The organism is Rhizobium sp. P1_E6 (assembly GCF_056405875.1).
Window position 1 is genome coordinate 1 of record NZ_JBFUBG010000034.1, and the last position, 15,150, is coordinate 15,150.

The window sequence follows — 15,150 nt, forward strand, 5'->3', positions numbered from 1 at the left end:
CCGTTACCGCGCCCTCTACCCGCAGGTCAGCATCGAGACGACGAGCTTCGGCCATGTCGACTCCCGCCTCTCCTACGGCCATGTGACGGCACCGGGCGTCTATACGACGACGGTGACGCGGCCGAAGCTCTTCAAGCATTATCTGAAGGAGCAGCTGCTGCTCCTGATGAAGAGCCACAACGTGCCTGTCGTGGTCTCGGAATCTTCCACGCCGATCCCGTTGCACTTCGCTTTCGGCGAAGGCGCGCATGTGGAAGCGTCGGCGGCGGCTTTCGTCGATATTCCGCTGCGCGATCTCTTCGATACGCCTGACCTCAACACGACGGATGACGAGATCGCCAACGGCGAATACCTGCCGCCTCCGGGCGAGCCCTCGCCGCTTGCGCCCTTCACCGCGCAGCGCATCGACTATTCGCTGGCGCGCCTGTCGCACTATACGGCGACCGGTGCCGAGCATTTCCAGAACTTCGTGCTGTTTACGAACTACCAGTTCTACGTCGACGAATTCTGCTCCTGGGCGCGCAAGCTGATGGCCGAAGGCGGCGACGGCTACACGGCCTTCGTGGAGCCGGGCAACATCGTGACGCTGGCAGGATCGAGCGTTCCGGAAACGGATGCAACGCTTACCCGCCTGCCGCAGATGCCGGCCTACCACCTCAAGAAGAAGGGCCATGCCGGGATCACCATGATCAATATCGGCGTCGGTCCTTCCAACGCCAAGACGATCACCGACCATGTGGCCGTGCTTCGCCCGCATGCCTGGCTGATGCTCGGTCATTGCGCCGGCCTGCGCAACAGCCAGCGCCTCGGTGACTATGTTCTGGCGCATGCCTATATGCGCGAAGACCACGTGCTCGACGACGACCTGCCGGTCTGGGTGCCGATCCCCGCACTTGCCGAAGTGCAGGTGGCACTCGAGGGGGCGGTTGCCGAGATCACCGGTTACGAAGGCTTCGAGCTGAAGCGTATCATGCGCACCGGCACAGTCGGCACGATCGATAACCGCAACTGGGAACTGCGCGATCAGGCGGGCCCGGTAAAGCGACTGTCGCAAGCCCGCGCCATCGCGCTCGACATGGAATCGGCAACGATCGCCGCCAACGGCTTCCGCTTCCGCGTGCCTTACGGGACATTGCTCTGCGTTTCCGACAAGCCGCTGCATGGCGAGCTGAAGCTGCCGGGCATGGCGACCGCCTTCTACCGCACGCAGGTGAACCAGCACCTGCAGATCGGCATCAGGGCGATCCAGAAGCTTGCCGCCATGCCGCCGGAAGCCCTGCATTCGCGCAAGCTGCGCAGCTTCTTCGAAACGGCGTTTCAGTAAGATATCTTGGACAGCCCGTCATCATTTGCCGGGCTGTCTTTCTTCTAGGCGCCTGCTGCGATCTGCAAGGCCGCGACGACGCCGGCAAATATGGCCAGTGCGATTCCGGTCCTGACCAACACCTTCACTACTTCGGCGTTTTCGATCGGCCTCGCGTTGCGTATGTCCCGCGTGACGATCACATGCGCGATTGCGATTTCAAGCATGCTCATTGCTCCATCTCCTCGATAGGTTTCGATGGAAGCTTGTCGAGCGCTGCCCCGGCCTTTCGACACATGCACCGCTCAAAAGATTTTTTTCTTCCCTGTCGAAAAGCGCATAGGCTGCTCGTCCAAGGACTGTGAAAACACAGCGTGGAGGACAAGAGGATGAAATATCTTTGCCAGGTCTGGTTCGACGGCACGGTGCTGTCGGCCATGTCACAGGACGAGAAGAACAAGCTCGATCGGGATTCGCGCGCCTATGACCGCGACCTTGCCGAGAGCGGTCACATGATCGTCGCCCAGGCGCTGCAGTCGCCGCAATCGTCCGTCACGGTGAGGGTGCGCGGCGGCGAGATGTCGGTCACCGACGGCCCCTTTATCGAGACGAAGGAAGCGCTCGGGGGCTTCATCCTGATCGACGCCAAGGACCTCAATGATGCGATCCGGGTTGCAGCGGGCATTCCGCTGGCAAAGCTCGGCGCAATCGAGGTTCGCCCCATCCATGAATTCGGTTGAGGGGGTCGTGTCATGAAGTTTCTCGGTCAGATCTGGTTCGATACTGAAAAGAGCAAACTCGTCACTCAGGAAGAGTGGGCGGCGATCACGCAGGAATGTATCGTCAGCGACGACGGATGGCGCGAGAGCGGCCATATGCTCAGCGCGCTGGCGCTTTACGAGCCGGCGCAGGCCGTGACGCTCAGGGTTCGCAACGGCACTGTCGCCGCGACGGATGGCCCCTTCGCCGAAATCAAGGAGCATCTCGGCGGCTTCGTCGTGATCGAAGCCAGGGATATGGAGGAGGCACAGTCGATCATCTCCACCTTCCCGATCCTCAAATATGCGTCGATCGAGATCCGGCCCGCCTATTCGATCAAGGATGGGAAATAGCCATGCGCTTCGTTTGCCTCATCTATAATCCCGCCGACATGGACGGCACACTCAGCCAGGCCGAGGGCGACGAGCTCGTGAGGGCGCATTTCCGGTATGACGAGGAGCTCGAGCATAAGGGCATCATGATCCATTCCGATGCATTGGAAGGTCCTGACAGTGCCTCAGTGCTAAGAGTGCGTCATGGCATTCTGTCTTCGACCGACGGCCCCTATGTCGAGACCAAGGAACATCTGGCCGGCATCTACATCATCGAGGCGGCCGATCTCGAAGAGGCGCGCAAAGTCGTCGCGGGCATTCCGAGCGTCCGGGTCGGGGCGATCGAATTGCGGCCGGTGAGAACGCTCACCCTGCCGCAGTGAGGATAGGCAATTGGAACGGGTGATCGAGGAACTCTATCGACAGCATTCGCGCCGGGTTCTCGCAACGCTGATCCGCCTGCTCGGCGATTTCGACCGCGCTGAGGAAGCGTTGCACGATGCCTTTGCGGCTGCGGCGCGGGCATGGCCGGTTGACGGCATGCCCAACAATCCCGTCGCCTGGCTGGTGTCGACCGGCCGCTTCAAGGCGATCGATCACCTCAGGCGGCGGGCGCGTTTCAATGCCTCGCTGCAGCATATCGAGGATGGGCTCTACCCTGGCGGCACGGAAACGGAGATCGGCGACATGGAACCGATCGAGGACGACATGCTGCGGCTGATCTTCATCTGCTGCCATCCGGCTCTTGCCGCCGATGCGCAGATGGCGATGGCGCTGCGCGAGGTCTGCGGGTTGACGACGGAAGAGATTGCGCACGCCTTCCTGGTGCCGGCGCCAACCGTCGCCCAGCGCATCGTGCGCGCCAAGAACCGGATCAGGACGGAAAAGATCCCTTATGAAGTGCCTGTCGGAGCCGAGCTGCCAGAGCGGCTGGATCGCGTGCTGCATGTCATCTACCTCGTCTTCAACGAGGGCTATTCGGCATCCTCGGGCAATATGATCGTGCGCGCCGACCTAACGACGGAGGCGATCCGGCTGGCGCGGCTCTTGGCAACCCTGCTGCCGCATCCGGATGTCGCTGGCCTGCTGTCACTGCTCCTTCTGCAGGAGTCGCGCCGTGCTGCCCGGCAGGATGGCGAGGGAGCTTTGGTGCTGCTTGCCGATCAGGATCGCTCGCTCTGGGACCGGGCAAGAATATCAGAGGGGCTGTCGCTGCTGGCGAGCGCCATGCGTACGTCTGATATCGGCATCTATACGGTTCAGGCGGCAATCGCCGCGGAGCACGCGAAGACCGGAAACATCGAGGAAACGGACTGGCGGCGCATCGCCTTCTATTACGACCTGCTGATTGCCGCACATCCCTCTGATATCGCCGAACTCAACCGCGCCGTGGCGGTCGCCATGGCCGAAGGACCGGAGACAGGCCTGGCGCTTGTCGATGCCATCATCGGCAAGGGCGAACTGACGACCTACCATCTCGCGCATTCGGCGCGGGCGGATTTCCTGCGCCGGCTCGGACGCAGGGCCGAGGCGATCGATGCTTACGAGACGGCGTTGACACTCTGCCGGCAGGAACCGGAGCAGGTCTTTCTGCGCAAGCGTATCGCGGAGCTTGCGGCCTCGCCCTGAACCATCCTCAACCCTTACGGCGGCCGAGCGGCAGCGAGATGGCGGTGCCGGTCAAGGCGGAAACGATGATGAGCAGATGCGCGCTGACGCTTGCCTGAGCCAGGGCGTCCAGGGCCGAGCGTTCGCTCGATGCACCGAATGCGACGGCACCGGCAGTGATGCCGGCCGGATAAGTGCCGACGCCACCAGGCGCGTGCACAGGCAGCACGGAGGAAAGCTCACCGCCCAGCGCGCCGCCGAAGCTTGCGGCCATCGGCGTGACGCCCATCAAGCCGAGCGCCCAGGCGAGCACCAGCACCTTCACCAGCCAGTTGACGATCGTCATCGCCCAGGCACGGCTGAAGGCGACGGCATCGAAAGGCAGGCCGTTCTCGATTTCATGAAGCAGCGCCTGCGCCTTGCGCGGCAGAAGTTTCGCACCGAGGCGCAGCAGCGGCTTGCGGGCGGCAAAGGCGAAGATCGGCAGGAACAGAAAGAGCACCCAGACGAGCCAGGCGAACGCGGCGTTCGGGGCGGCCACAGCAAAGCCGAGGCCGGCGGCGGCCAGCAGCGCGTGCAGGTCGAGCAGCCGCATGACGAAGAGTGCTGACGTGCCGCGCGTCAGGGGAATGGCGAATTCCGTGCGCATCAGCACCGGAAAACTGGTCTCACCTGCCCTGAACGGCAGCATGATGTTCAGGAGATTATGGATCTGGGTGACGCGGAAGAGGGCCGCGAAACGGCCCGCCGTCTCCCGTGGAAAATAATCGTAGATGCGCCATGTACGTAGGAAATAGGTGCTTGTCAGGAGTATCAGCGCGCCGATGACCGGACGTGGACCGACGGCCGCCCATTGCTGCAATATGACCGACCAGCCCCAGAACCATTCGATGAAAAGCGCATAGGCTGCGACGATTGCCACCGTCAGCAGGCTCATGCGATTGCGCAGAAACCAGGATTGCCCGCTTTCAACACTCGGGGTCTTCATGTATCAGGCTTCCTAAGTTTGGCTGCGGCGGCTGGTTTTCCAGCGGGTTTTCCATTGCTGGGCCTTTTAGGAGAAATGAAAGTTGCAGACAACGGTAGAGTCCATTCGCGGTGCGAATGATCAGGTGCAACCGCTCGAGCTGTCGCTGGTCGTTCCTGTTTTCAACGAGGAAGAAAGCATCGGCCCGCTCGTCGAGCGCATTGCCGCGGCGATGGTCGACTATCCGCATCGCTGGGAACTGATCCTCGTCGACGACGGCAGCACCGATGCAACGCTCGTCAATGCCCGCAAGTTCGTCAACCACGAGGGACTGACGCTGCGCATCGTCGAGCTGCAGCGCAATTTCGGCCAGACCGCCGCCATGCAGGCAGGCATCGATACCGCGCAAGGCCGGCTGATCGCCACAATGGACGGCGACCTGCAGAACGACCCGAAGGATATCCCTTCGATGGTTTCGGAGCTGGAACGGCGCGAACTCGACCTGCTCGTCGGCTGGCGCAAGAACCGCCAGGACGGGCTGCTGCTTCGCAAGATCCCCTCCTGGTGCGCGAACTACCTCATCGGCCGCATCACCGGCGTGAAGCTGCACGACTACGGCTGCAGCCTGAAAATCTACCGTGCCTCGATCATCAAGCAGGTGAAGCTGATGGGCGAGATGCACCGCTTCATCCCGGCCTGGGTTGCCGGCGTCGTGCCGAGCTCGCGCATCGGCGAAATGGCTGTCACCCATCACGCACGCCAGCACGGCACGTCGAAATACGGCATCTCACGCACCTTCCGCGTGATCCTGGACTTGCTGTCGGTGATGTTCTTCATGCGCTACAAGGCGCGTCCGGGCCATTTCTTCGGCTCGCTCGGCCTCGGCCTCGGCGGCCTCGCAGCGCTGATCCTGCTCTATCTCGGCTTCGACAAGTTCATCATGGGCAATGATATCGGCACGCGACCGATGCTCATGGTCGGCGTCGTGCTGCTGCTGTCGTCCGTGCAGATGATCACGACCGGCATCCTGGCGGAGATGATCGCGCGGACCTACTACCGCGACGATGCCTCGCCGAATTATATCGTGCGCCAGATCTTCTCCCGAGAAAGCTGAGGTGCAGAGCCTTTTCAGCCGCCGGCCCAATCTCATCCTGGCGGTGCTTGGAACCTATTTTCTGCTCCACCTGATCGTGCGGCTCAGCATTCCGAATGCGCTGGAGCTGGACGAGGCGGAGCAGATGCTGCTCTCGCAGTGGTTCGCCTTCGGCTATAATTCGCAACCTCCCTTCTACAACTGGGTGCAGTACGGGGTGACATCGCTGCTTGGCGCGTCGCTGTTTTCGCTGTCGCTCCTCAAATGCACCATGCTGTTCCTGTCCTATGTCTTCTACTGGCTGACGGCGCGGCTGACATTGAAGAACAGCAGCCTGGTGGTGGTCGCGACGCTTGGCCTGCTCACCGTGCCGCAGATCGTCTTCGAGGCGCAGCGGGACCTGACGCATTCGGTGGCGACGATCTTTGCCGGATCGCTATTCCTCTACGGCTTTTTCCGCACGCTGAAGACGCCGTCGGCCATTTCCTATGCGATCGTCGGCGTTGCGACCGGCATCGGCATCATATCGAAGTATAATTTCGCGCTTCTTCCAGCCGCGGCATTCGTCGCTGCGCTGATCGATACCGATTTCCGCAAGCGCCTGTTCGATCGGCGACTGATACTGACCATCGTGATTTCGATCGCTATCGTCACGCCGCATGCAATCTGGTTCCTGCAGCATCTCGACCTCGCCATCGATCGCACGCTGCACAAGATGACCGGTGAGGAGAAAGGCTATCTCTCGCAGATATCGACCGGCTTTCTCCGCTTCATCTCCGCGATGGTCGGCATTGCCGGCGTCTCCGTCGTCATCTTTCTGGCGCTCTTTGCCAAATCGCTGCCGGCAATGTCGCGCGCTTCCAGCCGCTGGTCGAGAATTGCCGGGCGCATCCTGCTGATCGAGATCGGCGCCATTGCGCTGATGATCCTGCTTGCCGGCGTCGACAACGTCGCCGACCGATGGCTGACGCCACTCTTCCTCATCCTGCCGCTCTATATCTGCATGAAGGCCGACAGCGCCGAGGTCGATGCGGGAACGCCCTTGCGCGCATCGCTGGCGGTGAGCGGCGTGATCATGGGCGTCGTGCTGGCCGTGCTCGCCATGCGCGCCTATTACGGCCCGCTCTTCGGCAAATATCAGCGGCTGAACATCCCCTACGGCAGCTTCGCCGAGACGATCCGCAAGGATATCGGCGGCGAGCCGGGGCTGATCGTCGGTTACGACCCGCATCTCGACGGCAATATGCGGCTGCTGATGCCCGGCACCCCGGTACAGTCCTATTTCTATCCGGACTTCAAGCCGAAGTTCCAGCTGGACGCAAAACATCCCATCGTCTTCGTCTGGCGTGATGACAAGGGCAAAACGCCCCCGGCCTGGCCGAATGAATATTTTGGAGATGTACTGGCGCAAACCGGCTTGAAGCAGCCGGAGACGCATATCGTTGCCCTGCCCTATATCTACGGCCAGCCGGGTGACACCTATCAATTCGCCTACGCGATCGCCTATCCCTAAGAGCGCAGCTCCTTCCAAGCAGCATCCAACGCAATCTTGGCGATGCGCGCCATCTCGTCGACCTCCTCGTGGCTGATAACGAGCGGCGGCGAGGCCAGCATGCGGTCGCCGGTGGCGCGCAGCACGAGGCCGTTTGCCAGAGCATGGTTGCGCACAAGCGCGCCGATCGGATCGGGTTTTTCGAAGCGGGTGCGGGTCTTCTTGTCGGCGGCAAGCTGCAGGCCGCCCATGAGGCCGACGCTTTCAGCCTCGCCGACGAAATCGTGCTCGGCAAGGGCGCCCCATTTCTTGGCGAAATAGGGGCCGATGTCATCGCGCACGCGCTCGACCAGCTTTTCCTCCTCGATGATGCGCAGGTTTTCGAGGGCGGCGGCAGCGCAGACCGGGTGGCCGGAATAGGTGAAGCCATGGTTGAAATCGCCGACCTCGTTGATCAGCACATCGGCAATGCGATCGCTGACGAGCACGCCGCCGATCGGCAGATAGCCTGACGACAAGCCCTTTGCGATTGGGGCAAAGTCCGGCTCGACGCCGAAATATTGATGGCCGAACCATTCGCCGAGGCGGCCGAAGCCGCAGATGACTTCATCGGTGACGAGCAGGATGTTGCGCGCCTTGCAGATGCGGTCGATCTCCGGCCAGTAGGTCTCCGGCGGAATGATGACGCCGGCTGCGCCCTGGATCGGTTCGGCGACGAAGGCTGCGACATTCTCCTCACCCAGTTCATCAATCTTGGCTTCCAGTTCGCGGGCAACCTTCAGGCCGAATTCGGCGGGCGAGAGATCGCCGCCTTCGCCATACCAATAGGGCTGGCCGATATGGACGATGCCGGGGATCGGCAGGTCGCCCTGCTCGTGCATGTATTTCATGCCGCCGAGGCTGGCGCCGGCGACCGTCGAGCCGTGATAGCCGTTGCGCCGCGCAATGACTGTCTTCTTCTGGGGCTGGCCGACCGCCGCCCAATAGACGCGGGCCATGCGGAACCAGGTGTCGTTCGCCTCCGAGCCGGAGCCTGTGAAGAAGATATGGTTGAAGCGCGGTCCGGCCTTGGACGTCACCTTCTGGGCCAGCAGGGTCGCCGGCGGCGAGGTCGTGCCGAAGAAGGTGTTGTAGTAGGGAAGCTCGTTCATCTGCCTTGCGACGGCATCGGCGATTTCCTTGCGGCCGTAGCCGATATTGACGCACCAGAGACCGGCGAAACCATCGAGATACTTTTTGCCGTTGTTATCGAAGATATGCACGCCCTCGCCGCGCTGGATGATGCGCGTTCCCTCGGCATTCAGCTTCTTCATGTCGGAGAAGGGATGCAGGTGATGGGCGGCATCGATCGCGGCAAGGTTCGAAAGCGGGTAAGTATCGGACATGATTAGACCTTCGGATTGAAAGGCTTTCTGTGATGGTTTACGACCTTGGCCTTCTGCGAGAGGATTTTCAAGGTCATGGCGAGCAACGGCAAAGAGGCTGGAGAAGGCGATCCGCGTTTCGAGATCCTGATCGTTGGCATGAATGGCGATCTGCGCGGCAAGCAGCTTCCGCTTTCGGCCGAAAAGAAAGTCTGGGCCGGCGATATCCGCCTGCCGACCTCGACGCAGTCGCTCGACATCTGGGGTGACGACAATGACGACATTACCGGCCTGTCGCTGACGATCGGCGATCCCGACGGCAATGTCATCCCCGATCGCCGCAGCCTGACGCCGATGCCCTGGGCGCCGGAGGGATCGATGCAGGTGCTCGCCACGATGCACGAGTTCGACGGCAGCCGCAGCTTCATGGACCCGCGCGGCATTCTCGCCTCTGTGCTCGAACGCTATGCCGAGCGCGGGCTGACGCCCGTCGTGGCAACCGAGCTGGAATTTTATGTGGTCGAGGAGAACTGGCGCGAGACGGGCATTCCCTCCCCGCCTGTTAGCCTCACCTACCGCGGCGAGCCAAACGGCTTTCAGCTCTACGACATGAGCGCCGTCGACGCGCTCGACGCCTATCTGCAGACGTTGCGCGCCTATGCAAAAGCGATGGACCTGCCGGCGGAGGCGACGACGGCGGAATTCGGCCCCGGCCAGTTCGAGGTGAACCTGTTGCACCGGCCCGATGCGCTGGCTGCGGCCGACGACTGCCTCTACCTGAAGCGCATCGCCGAGCAGGCAGCGCGCAAGCACGGGCTGAAATCGACCTGCATGGCCAAGCCCTATTCGGAACATGCCGGTTCCGGTCTGCATGTTCATGCGAGCATCATCGACAGGGATGGCAACAATATTCTCGATGCCAAGGGCGGCGAGCCCAAGCTTTTGAAATCAGTGACGGCAGGCATGCTGCAGACCATGCATGAGGCGCAGCTCGTCTTTGCACCCTTCGCCAATTCCTATCGCCGTTTCCAGCCAGGATCCTTCGCGCCGACCGACCTCACCTGGGGCACAGGACATCGCGGCACGGCCATCCGTATCCCTGACAGCAACGGGCCGGCGGCGCGCATCGAGCATCGCGTGGCGGGCGCTGATGCCAACCCCTATCTGCTGCTGGCGGCTATCCTTGGCGGCATGCTGCTTGGCCTTGATGGTGATCTCAATCCCGGTGAGGAAACGACGCCCGCCTACACCCCGCCGGGCGCGAAGCGGCTCACGCATGATTTCCTGACGGCGGTGGAGACATTCCGGCACTCGGCTTTCATCGCCGATGTCTTCGGCGAGCGGTATCGCAAGCTTTATGGCGACACAAAGTACAAGGAAGCGATCGCGCATCTGCGCACGGTATCGGATTTCGATTACCGCACATATCTTGCGCGCCTGTAAGTTAATATAACCCTTCATATAACAGTCATCTAGACGCTTTTCTTAACCCTGTTGGCATTCTCGCCGATATATACTCGGCATCAGTAATATATGCCTGATACCGGCATGTGCAGTGACCGGCAGCGGAGCCGGCATGGATAATCGTACAGGGAAAGGGATCGGTTTGATGAACCGCATCACTCTTGAGGGAAAGCTGCTGTTTGCGACCGTCATCGTCGCCTTTCTCACCCTCGTTCTGACAGCTAGCGCCCTCATTCCGACCTATGAGAGCTACCGTTCGACTCATGACAATCTGCTTGCCGTGGAACGCTTCCAACAGGTTCTGGAGGTCGCCACCCACATGTCCGCGGAGCGCGGCCCGGCCAATGACATCATGGCGATCGAGCCGGATAGCAGCGCCCCAGCGACGGAGCGGCTGAGGGTCTTCCGGCGCATCAGCGATCTGGCGCTCGAGGCTCTCGACGAGCCGCTTGCCGTCGATGTCTCTTCCGCCCTGCCCGATCTGCAGAAGGCTATCGACGATACCAGGGACCAGCTTCGCAAAGCCCGTGAGGCCGTGGACCGGGTTGCCGCAACGCCCCTTGCCGAGCGCCGGCCGCAGGATGTCCAGGCCGCGATCGGCGAAATGATCGAGGTGATCGAAACCTTCCAGCATGTCGTCGACTGGCACGTGGCGGCCCTCACGAGCCGCCGGCCGGAACTGACCGCGCCGTTCCTCACCGGACGCATGATCAGTGACATGCGCGAATATGGCGGGCGGGCCGCCTCACAGATCATGGGGCCGATCGCCACACGCCAGCCGCTGCGCGACAGCCATATCACCGATGCAAACCGCACTATCGGGCGGCTTCTGGAATTGCGCACGCTGATGCAGGGCCAGAAGATCGTCAGCGATCATGATGCGCTGTCTGCCAAGCTCATGAAGGATGTCGATACGATCTTTTTCGGATCCGGCCTCGACCTCGTGAAGATCCTCATAGAACAAGGCAAGATTTCCGGCGATTATTCGATCTCCGCCGTCGATCTGACGCGCAACTATGTTCCGACGCTGCAGCCACTAGCGCGGCTGCGCACGGTCTTCCTCGATGATGTCGTGAAACGCTACAGGGCCCAGCATGACGCAGCCTCCTACCGTCTGGCCGCCATTGCCGTCATCACGGCTTCTGCACTGGCGGTGCTGCTCGCCCTCTTCCGCTCCATCCGCCTTCACATGCTCGATCCGCTGCTGACGGCGCGCCGGCAGATCATCGCGCTTGCCGAGGGCAACGCCATGACAAACCTTGGGGTCTCCAAGGCACCGGAGATGCGCAGCCTGTTCGAAGCGCTGGAACTGCTTCGCGGCAAGCTTGACGAGCGGGCCGAATATGAGGCCCGCCTGAGGATGCAGGCCGAGAAAGACGGCCTGACCGGCGTATGGAACCGCCGGGCGCTGGAAGGCTTCGGCAATGCCCCTTCGGAGCGTGAGGAAGATGTCTGCCTGATGCTGATCGATATCGATCACTTCAAGACGGTCAACGATACCTATGGTCACCTCACCGGCGACGCTGTGCTCATCGAAATCGCGTCACTGCTGCAGAGCGCCATGCGGCCGACGGATATTGTCGCGCGCTATGGCGGCGAGGAATTCGCCGTTCTCGTTTCGAATGCCGATCTTGAGGCCACCGCAGCTTTTGCGGAGGAACTGAGCAGCCGCATTCAGGCGCATGTCATCCGCGATGCGGAAACCGGCGTCGATCTCTCCGTCACCGTCAGCATCGGCGTCGCCTCCGGCGCCTGCGGTACCGAAGGCTGGCGACAGCTTATCGCATCGGCCGATGAGGCGCTTTACTGCGCCAAGAAGCAGGGACGCAACCGCACCTGTGTATTCGGGGACGAAGCGGACCGGGATATCGTCGAAAACGCTCTAATTCCTTTTAGAGCCAGGCGCTCCGCTTCGCTCTGAGCGTCAAGCGGCCGGCTCGCGCCGCTCCCCCTCGCCTTCCTGTGCGGCGAGCCCCTGTTTGACCAGCACCTTCAACTCGCCGGGATGAAGCTTGATCGTGACGTCGCGCTGCAGCGGCAGAAGCTCGCCATCCATCACACAGTTCGCCTTGGCGCGCAGCTTCGGGAAGTGCAGATGCACCTCGGCCGGATGCAGGACCATGACCGCATCGTTTTCGCGGAATTTGCCGCGCAGCATGTCGATAGCCAATCGCGCGACACCGAGCGGTTTCAGCGGTTTTGCGGTGTAGAAGCCAAGTTCGCCGCTGCGCAGATTATCGGCATAGAGCAACGCGTTTTCGCCGAAGGGGTTGTTTGATACCGATATCGCCGAGACGCGGCGGGTTTCTTTCATGCCGGCCGCCTCGAAGGCGACCTCGAATTCCGGCGGGTTGAAGACGACGCCGAAGGCGGCGCGAGTGCTGGCGCGCATCTTTCCGAAGCGGGAGCGATAGCTGTAGGAATTGCGGTAGCGCACCATGCGCGCATGCAGGCCGGCGGAGAACTGGTGGATGAAGGGCCTGCCGTTGGCGCTGGCGATATCGACATTGTCGAGTTCGCCGAAAGCCAGCACATCGAGTGCTTGCCAGATATCGAGCGGCACTTTCAGCGAGCGGGCAAAGAGGTTCATGGTACCGGCCGGCACGACCCCGAGCGCTACGCCGTTCTTCCAGGCGATCGACGCTGCTGCCGAAATGGTGCCGTCACCGCCGCCGGCGACTATGCCGTCGATGTCGTCACGCCGCGCTGCCCGTTCCATGGCGGGAACGATCTCGTTGCCGGAGAAGACGATGGCATCGAAATCATGGCCGGCTTCGCGGAAGACTTCTTCCGCGCGCCTTTCATATGCCTGCATGTCTGTCGTTCTGAAGGTACCGCCGTCGCGATTGAATAAACCGACGAGCTTCATGAGGTGCCTGTTCCCTATCCCGCTGTTCCTGACCTCAAGATGGTTGAAGCATATGCGATTTCAAGCCGGATGATTTGCCCGGCAACATCGCCGAAACGCAAATATTGCAATGGACGTATGCAGATAGCGCTACGCTGCACTGCAAAAAAAGCACTCGACGCTGTCAGCTTCGCGTTCAATAGATGGGATACTGGAGATCACATCTCCGCCTCCCGCCATTTCTGCCCACCAATTCTAGATGACCGGTTCTGCGCTCAAAGCCAGCAGCCGTTGCCAAGCTTAGATCCTCCGAAGGACCACCCGTGAGCCAGGTTGCCGTCAACGATTCCATCGATTCCGAACTGGAGGCAGCGCTTCCCTCGGCCACGACTGTCGCACTGGTACAGCTGGCGCTCGCCGCCGGCGGCTTCGGCATCGGTACGGGCGAATTCGCGATCATGGGCCTGCTGCCCAATGTGGCGGACACTTTCTCGGTCACGACGCCGCAGGCAGGTTATGTCATCAGTGCCTATGCCCTTGGCGTCGTCATCGGCGCACCCGTCATCGCCGTGCTTGCCGCCAAGATGGCGCGGCGCACGCTGCTGCTTTGCCTGATGTTGCTCTTTGCAGTCGGCAACATCCTGAGCGCAGTCGCTCCGACCTTCGAGAGCTTCGCGGTTCTGCGGTTCATCACCGGCCTGCCGCATGGCGCCTATTTCGGTGTTGCCGCCCTCGTCGCCGCCTCCATGGTGCCGGTGCATCGCCGCGCACGGGCCGTCGGCCGCGTCATGCTCGGCCTGACGGTCGCGACCCTGCTCGGCACACCGCTGACCACCTTCTTCGGCCAGGCGCTCGACTGGCAGGTCGCCTTCCTGACCGTCGGCATCATCGGGCTTGTAACAGTCGCGCTCATCTGGTTCTACGTGCCGCATGACAAGGTTTCGGAAGGGGCAAGCGCGCTGCGCGAACTCAGCGCCTTCCGCCGTCCCCAGGTGCTGCTGACGCTTGCCATCGCCGCTGTCGGTTACGGCGGCATGTTCGCCATGTTCAGCTATATCGCCTCGACGACGACGCAGGTGGCGATGCTGCCGGAAACGGCCGTTGCGCTCATGCTGGTGCTCTTCGGCGTCGGCATGAATGCCGGCAACTTCATCGGCTCGTGGCTTGCCGACAAGTCGCTGCTCGGCACGATCGGCGGGTCGCTCGTCTACAATATCGTCGTGCTGACGATGTTCTCGCTGACCGCGTCGAACCCCTATATGCTCGGGCTCTGCGTCTTCCTCGTCGGCTGCGGCTTTGCGGCAGGCCCGGCGCTGCAGACGCGCCTGATGGATGTTGCGGCCGATGCGCAGACGCTGGCGGCCGCCTCCAACCACTCGGCCTTCAACATCGCCAACGCGCTCGGCGCATGGCTCGGCGGCCTCGTCATTGCCTGGGGTTACGGCTATGCGGCGACCGGCTATGTCGGCGCCGTCCTGTCCTTCCTCGGCCTCTTCGTCTTTGCCGCGTCGCTACGCCTGGAGCGCCGCACCCGGAGCGCTTAACGCCTTCGTGATACGCAGCTCGCGGCCCTCCGGGCTGCAGAACACGAATTCATCCCCCCAGGCGGCGAGCGCCCGGATGACCGGCTTCAGCGTGGAGCCGAGCGGCGTCAGCGCATATTCGACGCGCGGCGGCACGACCGGGTAAACTGTTCGTGAGACCAGGCCGGAGTGCTCCAGCTCGCGCAGCTGCTTGGTCAGCATGCGCTGGGTGATGGCAGGCAGGTGGCGCCTGAGCTCGTTGAAGCGCAACGTCTTGTCCATCAAGTGAAAAAGGATCACGCCCTTCCACTTTCCGTCGAGATAAGTCAGCGTCGCCTCCACCGGGCAACCGGGGAAATTCTCGATCAGCTTGGCGCGCGGGCGTGACATTTACAGT

At 61.9% G+C, this 15,150-nt stretch carries 15 protein-coding genes; 10 read left to right on the top strand and 5 right to left on the bottom strand.

Features of this window, described 5'->3' with window-relative positions; genetic code table 11:
* Nucleotides 1–1,324 (top strand): AMP nucleosidase (locus tag AC1D35_RS17815; protein ID WP_477939287.1); only part of this gene is annotated, 1,324 nt, incomplete at its 5' end.
* Nucleotides 1,325–1,368: 44 nt separating this feature from the next.
* Here AC1D35_RS17815 and AC1D35_RS17820 read toward each other — a convergent pair.
* Nucleotides 1,369–1,536: a hypothetical protein gene (locus tag AC1D35_RS17820; protein WP_477851849.1), complete on the bottom strand. Its 168-nt coding sequence runs from the start codon at nt 1,534–1,536 to the stop codon at nt 1,369–1,371.
* 156 nt (nt 1,537–1,692) lie between these two features.
* Between AC1D35_RS17820 and AC1D35_RS17825 the strand changes: the two genes are divergently transcribed.
* From AC1D35_RS17825 to AC1D35_RS17840, 4 genes are read left to right on the top strand one after another with little or no spacing between them, the layout of a single operon-like run.
* Nucleotides 1,693–2,043, top strand: coding sequence for a YciI family protein (locus AC1D35_RS17825; RefSeq protein ID WP_113300945.1), 351 nt, complete (start codon nt 1,693–1,695; stop codon nt 2,041–2,043).
* Nucleotides 2,044–2,055: 12 nt separating this feature from the next.
* Entirely contained in the window at nt 2,056–2,415 is a 360-nt protein-coding gene (locus AC1D35_RS17830) for a YciI family protein (RefSeq protein ID WP_113311471.1), read from the top strand.
* A gap of 2 nt (nt 2,416–2,417) precedes the next feature.
* Entirely contained in the window at nt 2,418–2,777 is a 360-nt protein-coding gene (locus AC1D35_RS17835) for a YciI family protein (protein WP_113311472.1), read from the top strand.
* 10 nt (nt 2,778–2,787) lie between these two features.
* Complete coding sequence (locus tag AC1D35_RS17840) at nt 2,788–4,023, top strand: RNA polymerase sigma factor (RefSeq protein WP_113311473.1); 1,236 nt, start codon at nt 2,788–2,790, stop codon at nt 4,021–4,023.
* Nucleotides 4,024–4,030: 7 nt separating this feature from the next.
* Here the strand turns inward: AC1D35_RS17840 and AC1D35_RS17845 are convergent, their stop codons facing one another.
* Entirely contained in the window at nt 4,031–4,990 is a 960-nt protein-coding gene (locus AC1D35_RS17845) for a lysylphosphatidylglycerol synthase domain-containing protein (protein WP_113311474.1), read from the bottom strand.
* An 82-nt stretch (nt 4,991–5,072) separates the two neighbouring features.
* Between AC1D35_RS17845 and AC1D35_RS17850 the strand changes: the two genes are divergently transcribed.
* Together AC1D35_RS17850 and AC1D35_RS17855 are read left to right on the top strand one after the other, a co-directional pair.
* The gene (locus AC1D35_RS17850) at nt 5,073–6,083 is read left to right on the top strand and encodes a glycosyltransferase family 2 protein (protein ID WP_113300940.1); all 1,011 of its coding nucleotides are present in this window, start codon (nt 5,073–5,075) and stop codon (nt 6,081–6,083) included.
* A 1-nt stretch (nt 6,084) separates the two neighbouring features.
* Complete coding sequence (locus AC1D35_RS17855; protein ID WP_477939291.1) at nt 6,085–7,575, top strand: glycosyltransferase family 39 protein; 1,491 nt, start codon at nt 6,085–6,087, stop codon at nt 7,573–7,575.
* Here AC1D35_RS17855 and AC1D35_RS17860 read toward each other — a convergent pair.
* Nucleotides 7,572–8,939, bottom strand: a complete 1,368-nt coding sequence (locus AC1D35_RS17860) for an aspartate aminotransferase family protein (RefSeq protein ID WP_113311476.1) — start codon at nt 8,937–8,939, stop codon at nt 7,572–7,574. The genes AC1D35_RS17855 and AC1D35_RS17860 overlap by 4 nt on opposite strands.
* A 45-nt stretch (nt 8,940–8,984) precedes the next feature.
* On the opposite strand from AC1D35_RS17860, the gene AC1D35_RS17865 reads away from it, so the two are divergent.
* Nucleotides 8,985–10,361, top strand: a complete 1,377-nt coding sequence (locus AC1D35_RS17865; RefSeq protein ID WP_477851851.1) for a glutamine synthetase family protein — start codon at nt 8,985–8,987, stop codon at nt 10,359–10,361.
* Nucleotides 10,362–10,527: 166 nt separating this feature from the next.
* Nucleotides 10,528–12,303 (top strand): GGDEF domain-containing protein, encoded by a 1,776-nt coding sequence (locus tag AC1D35_RS17870; protein ID WP_162748625.1) that lies wholly within the window; start codon nt 10,528–10,530, stop codon nt 12,301–12,303.
* A gap of 3 nt (nt 12,304–12,306) precedes the next feature.
* Here the strand turns inward: AC1D35_RS17870 and AC1D35_RS17875 are convergent, their stop codons facing one another.
* A complete protein-coding gene (locus AC1D35_RS17875) occupies nt 12,307–13,251 on the bottom strand; it encodes a diacylglycerol/lipid kinase family protein (protein WP_113300936.1) in 945 nt (314 codons plus the stop codon).
* A gap of 302 nt (nt 13,252–13,553) precedes the next feature.
* On the opposite strand from AC1D35_RS17875, the gene AC1D35_RS17880 reads away from it, so the two are divergent.
* Nucleotides 13,554–14,774: an MFS transporter gene (locus tag AC1D35_RS17880; RefSeq protein ID WP_113311478.1), complete on the top strand. Its 1,221-nt coding sequence runs from the start codon at nt 13,554–13,556 to the stop codon at nt 14,772–14,774.
* On the opposite strand, the gene AC1D35_RS17885 is transcribed toward AC1D35_RS17880, so the two are convergent.
* Nucleotides 14,742–15,143 (bottom strand): winged helix-turn-helix transcriptional regulator, encoded by a 402-nt coding sequence (locus AC1D35_RS17885; protein WP_113311479.1) that lies wholly within the window; start codon nt 15,141–15,143, stop codon nt 14,742–14,744. The two genes, AC1D35_RS17880 and AC1D35_RS17885, sit on opposite strands and share 33 nt — an antisense overlap.
* Between the last annotated feature and the right edge of the window lie 7 nt (nt 15,144–15,150).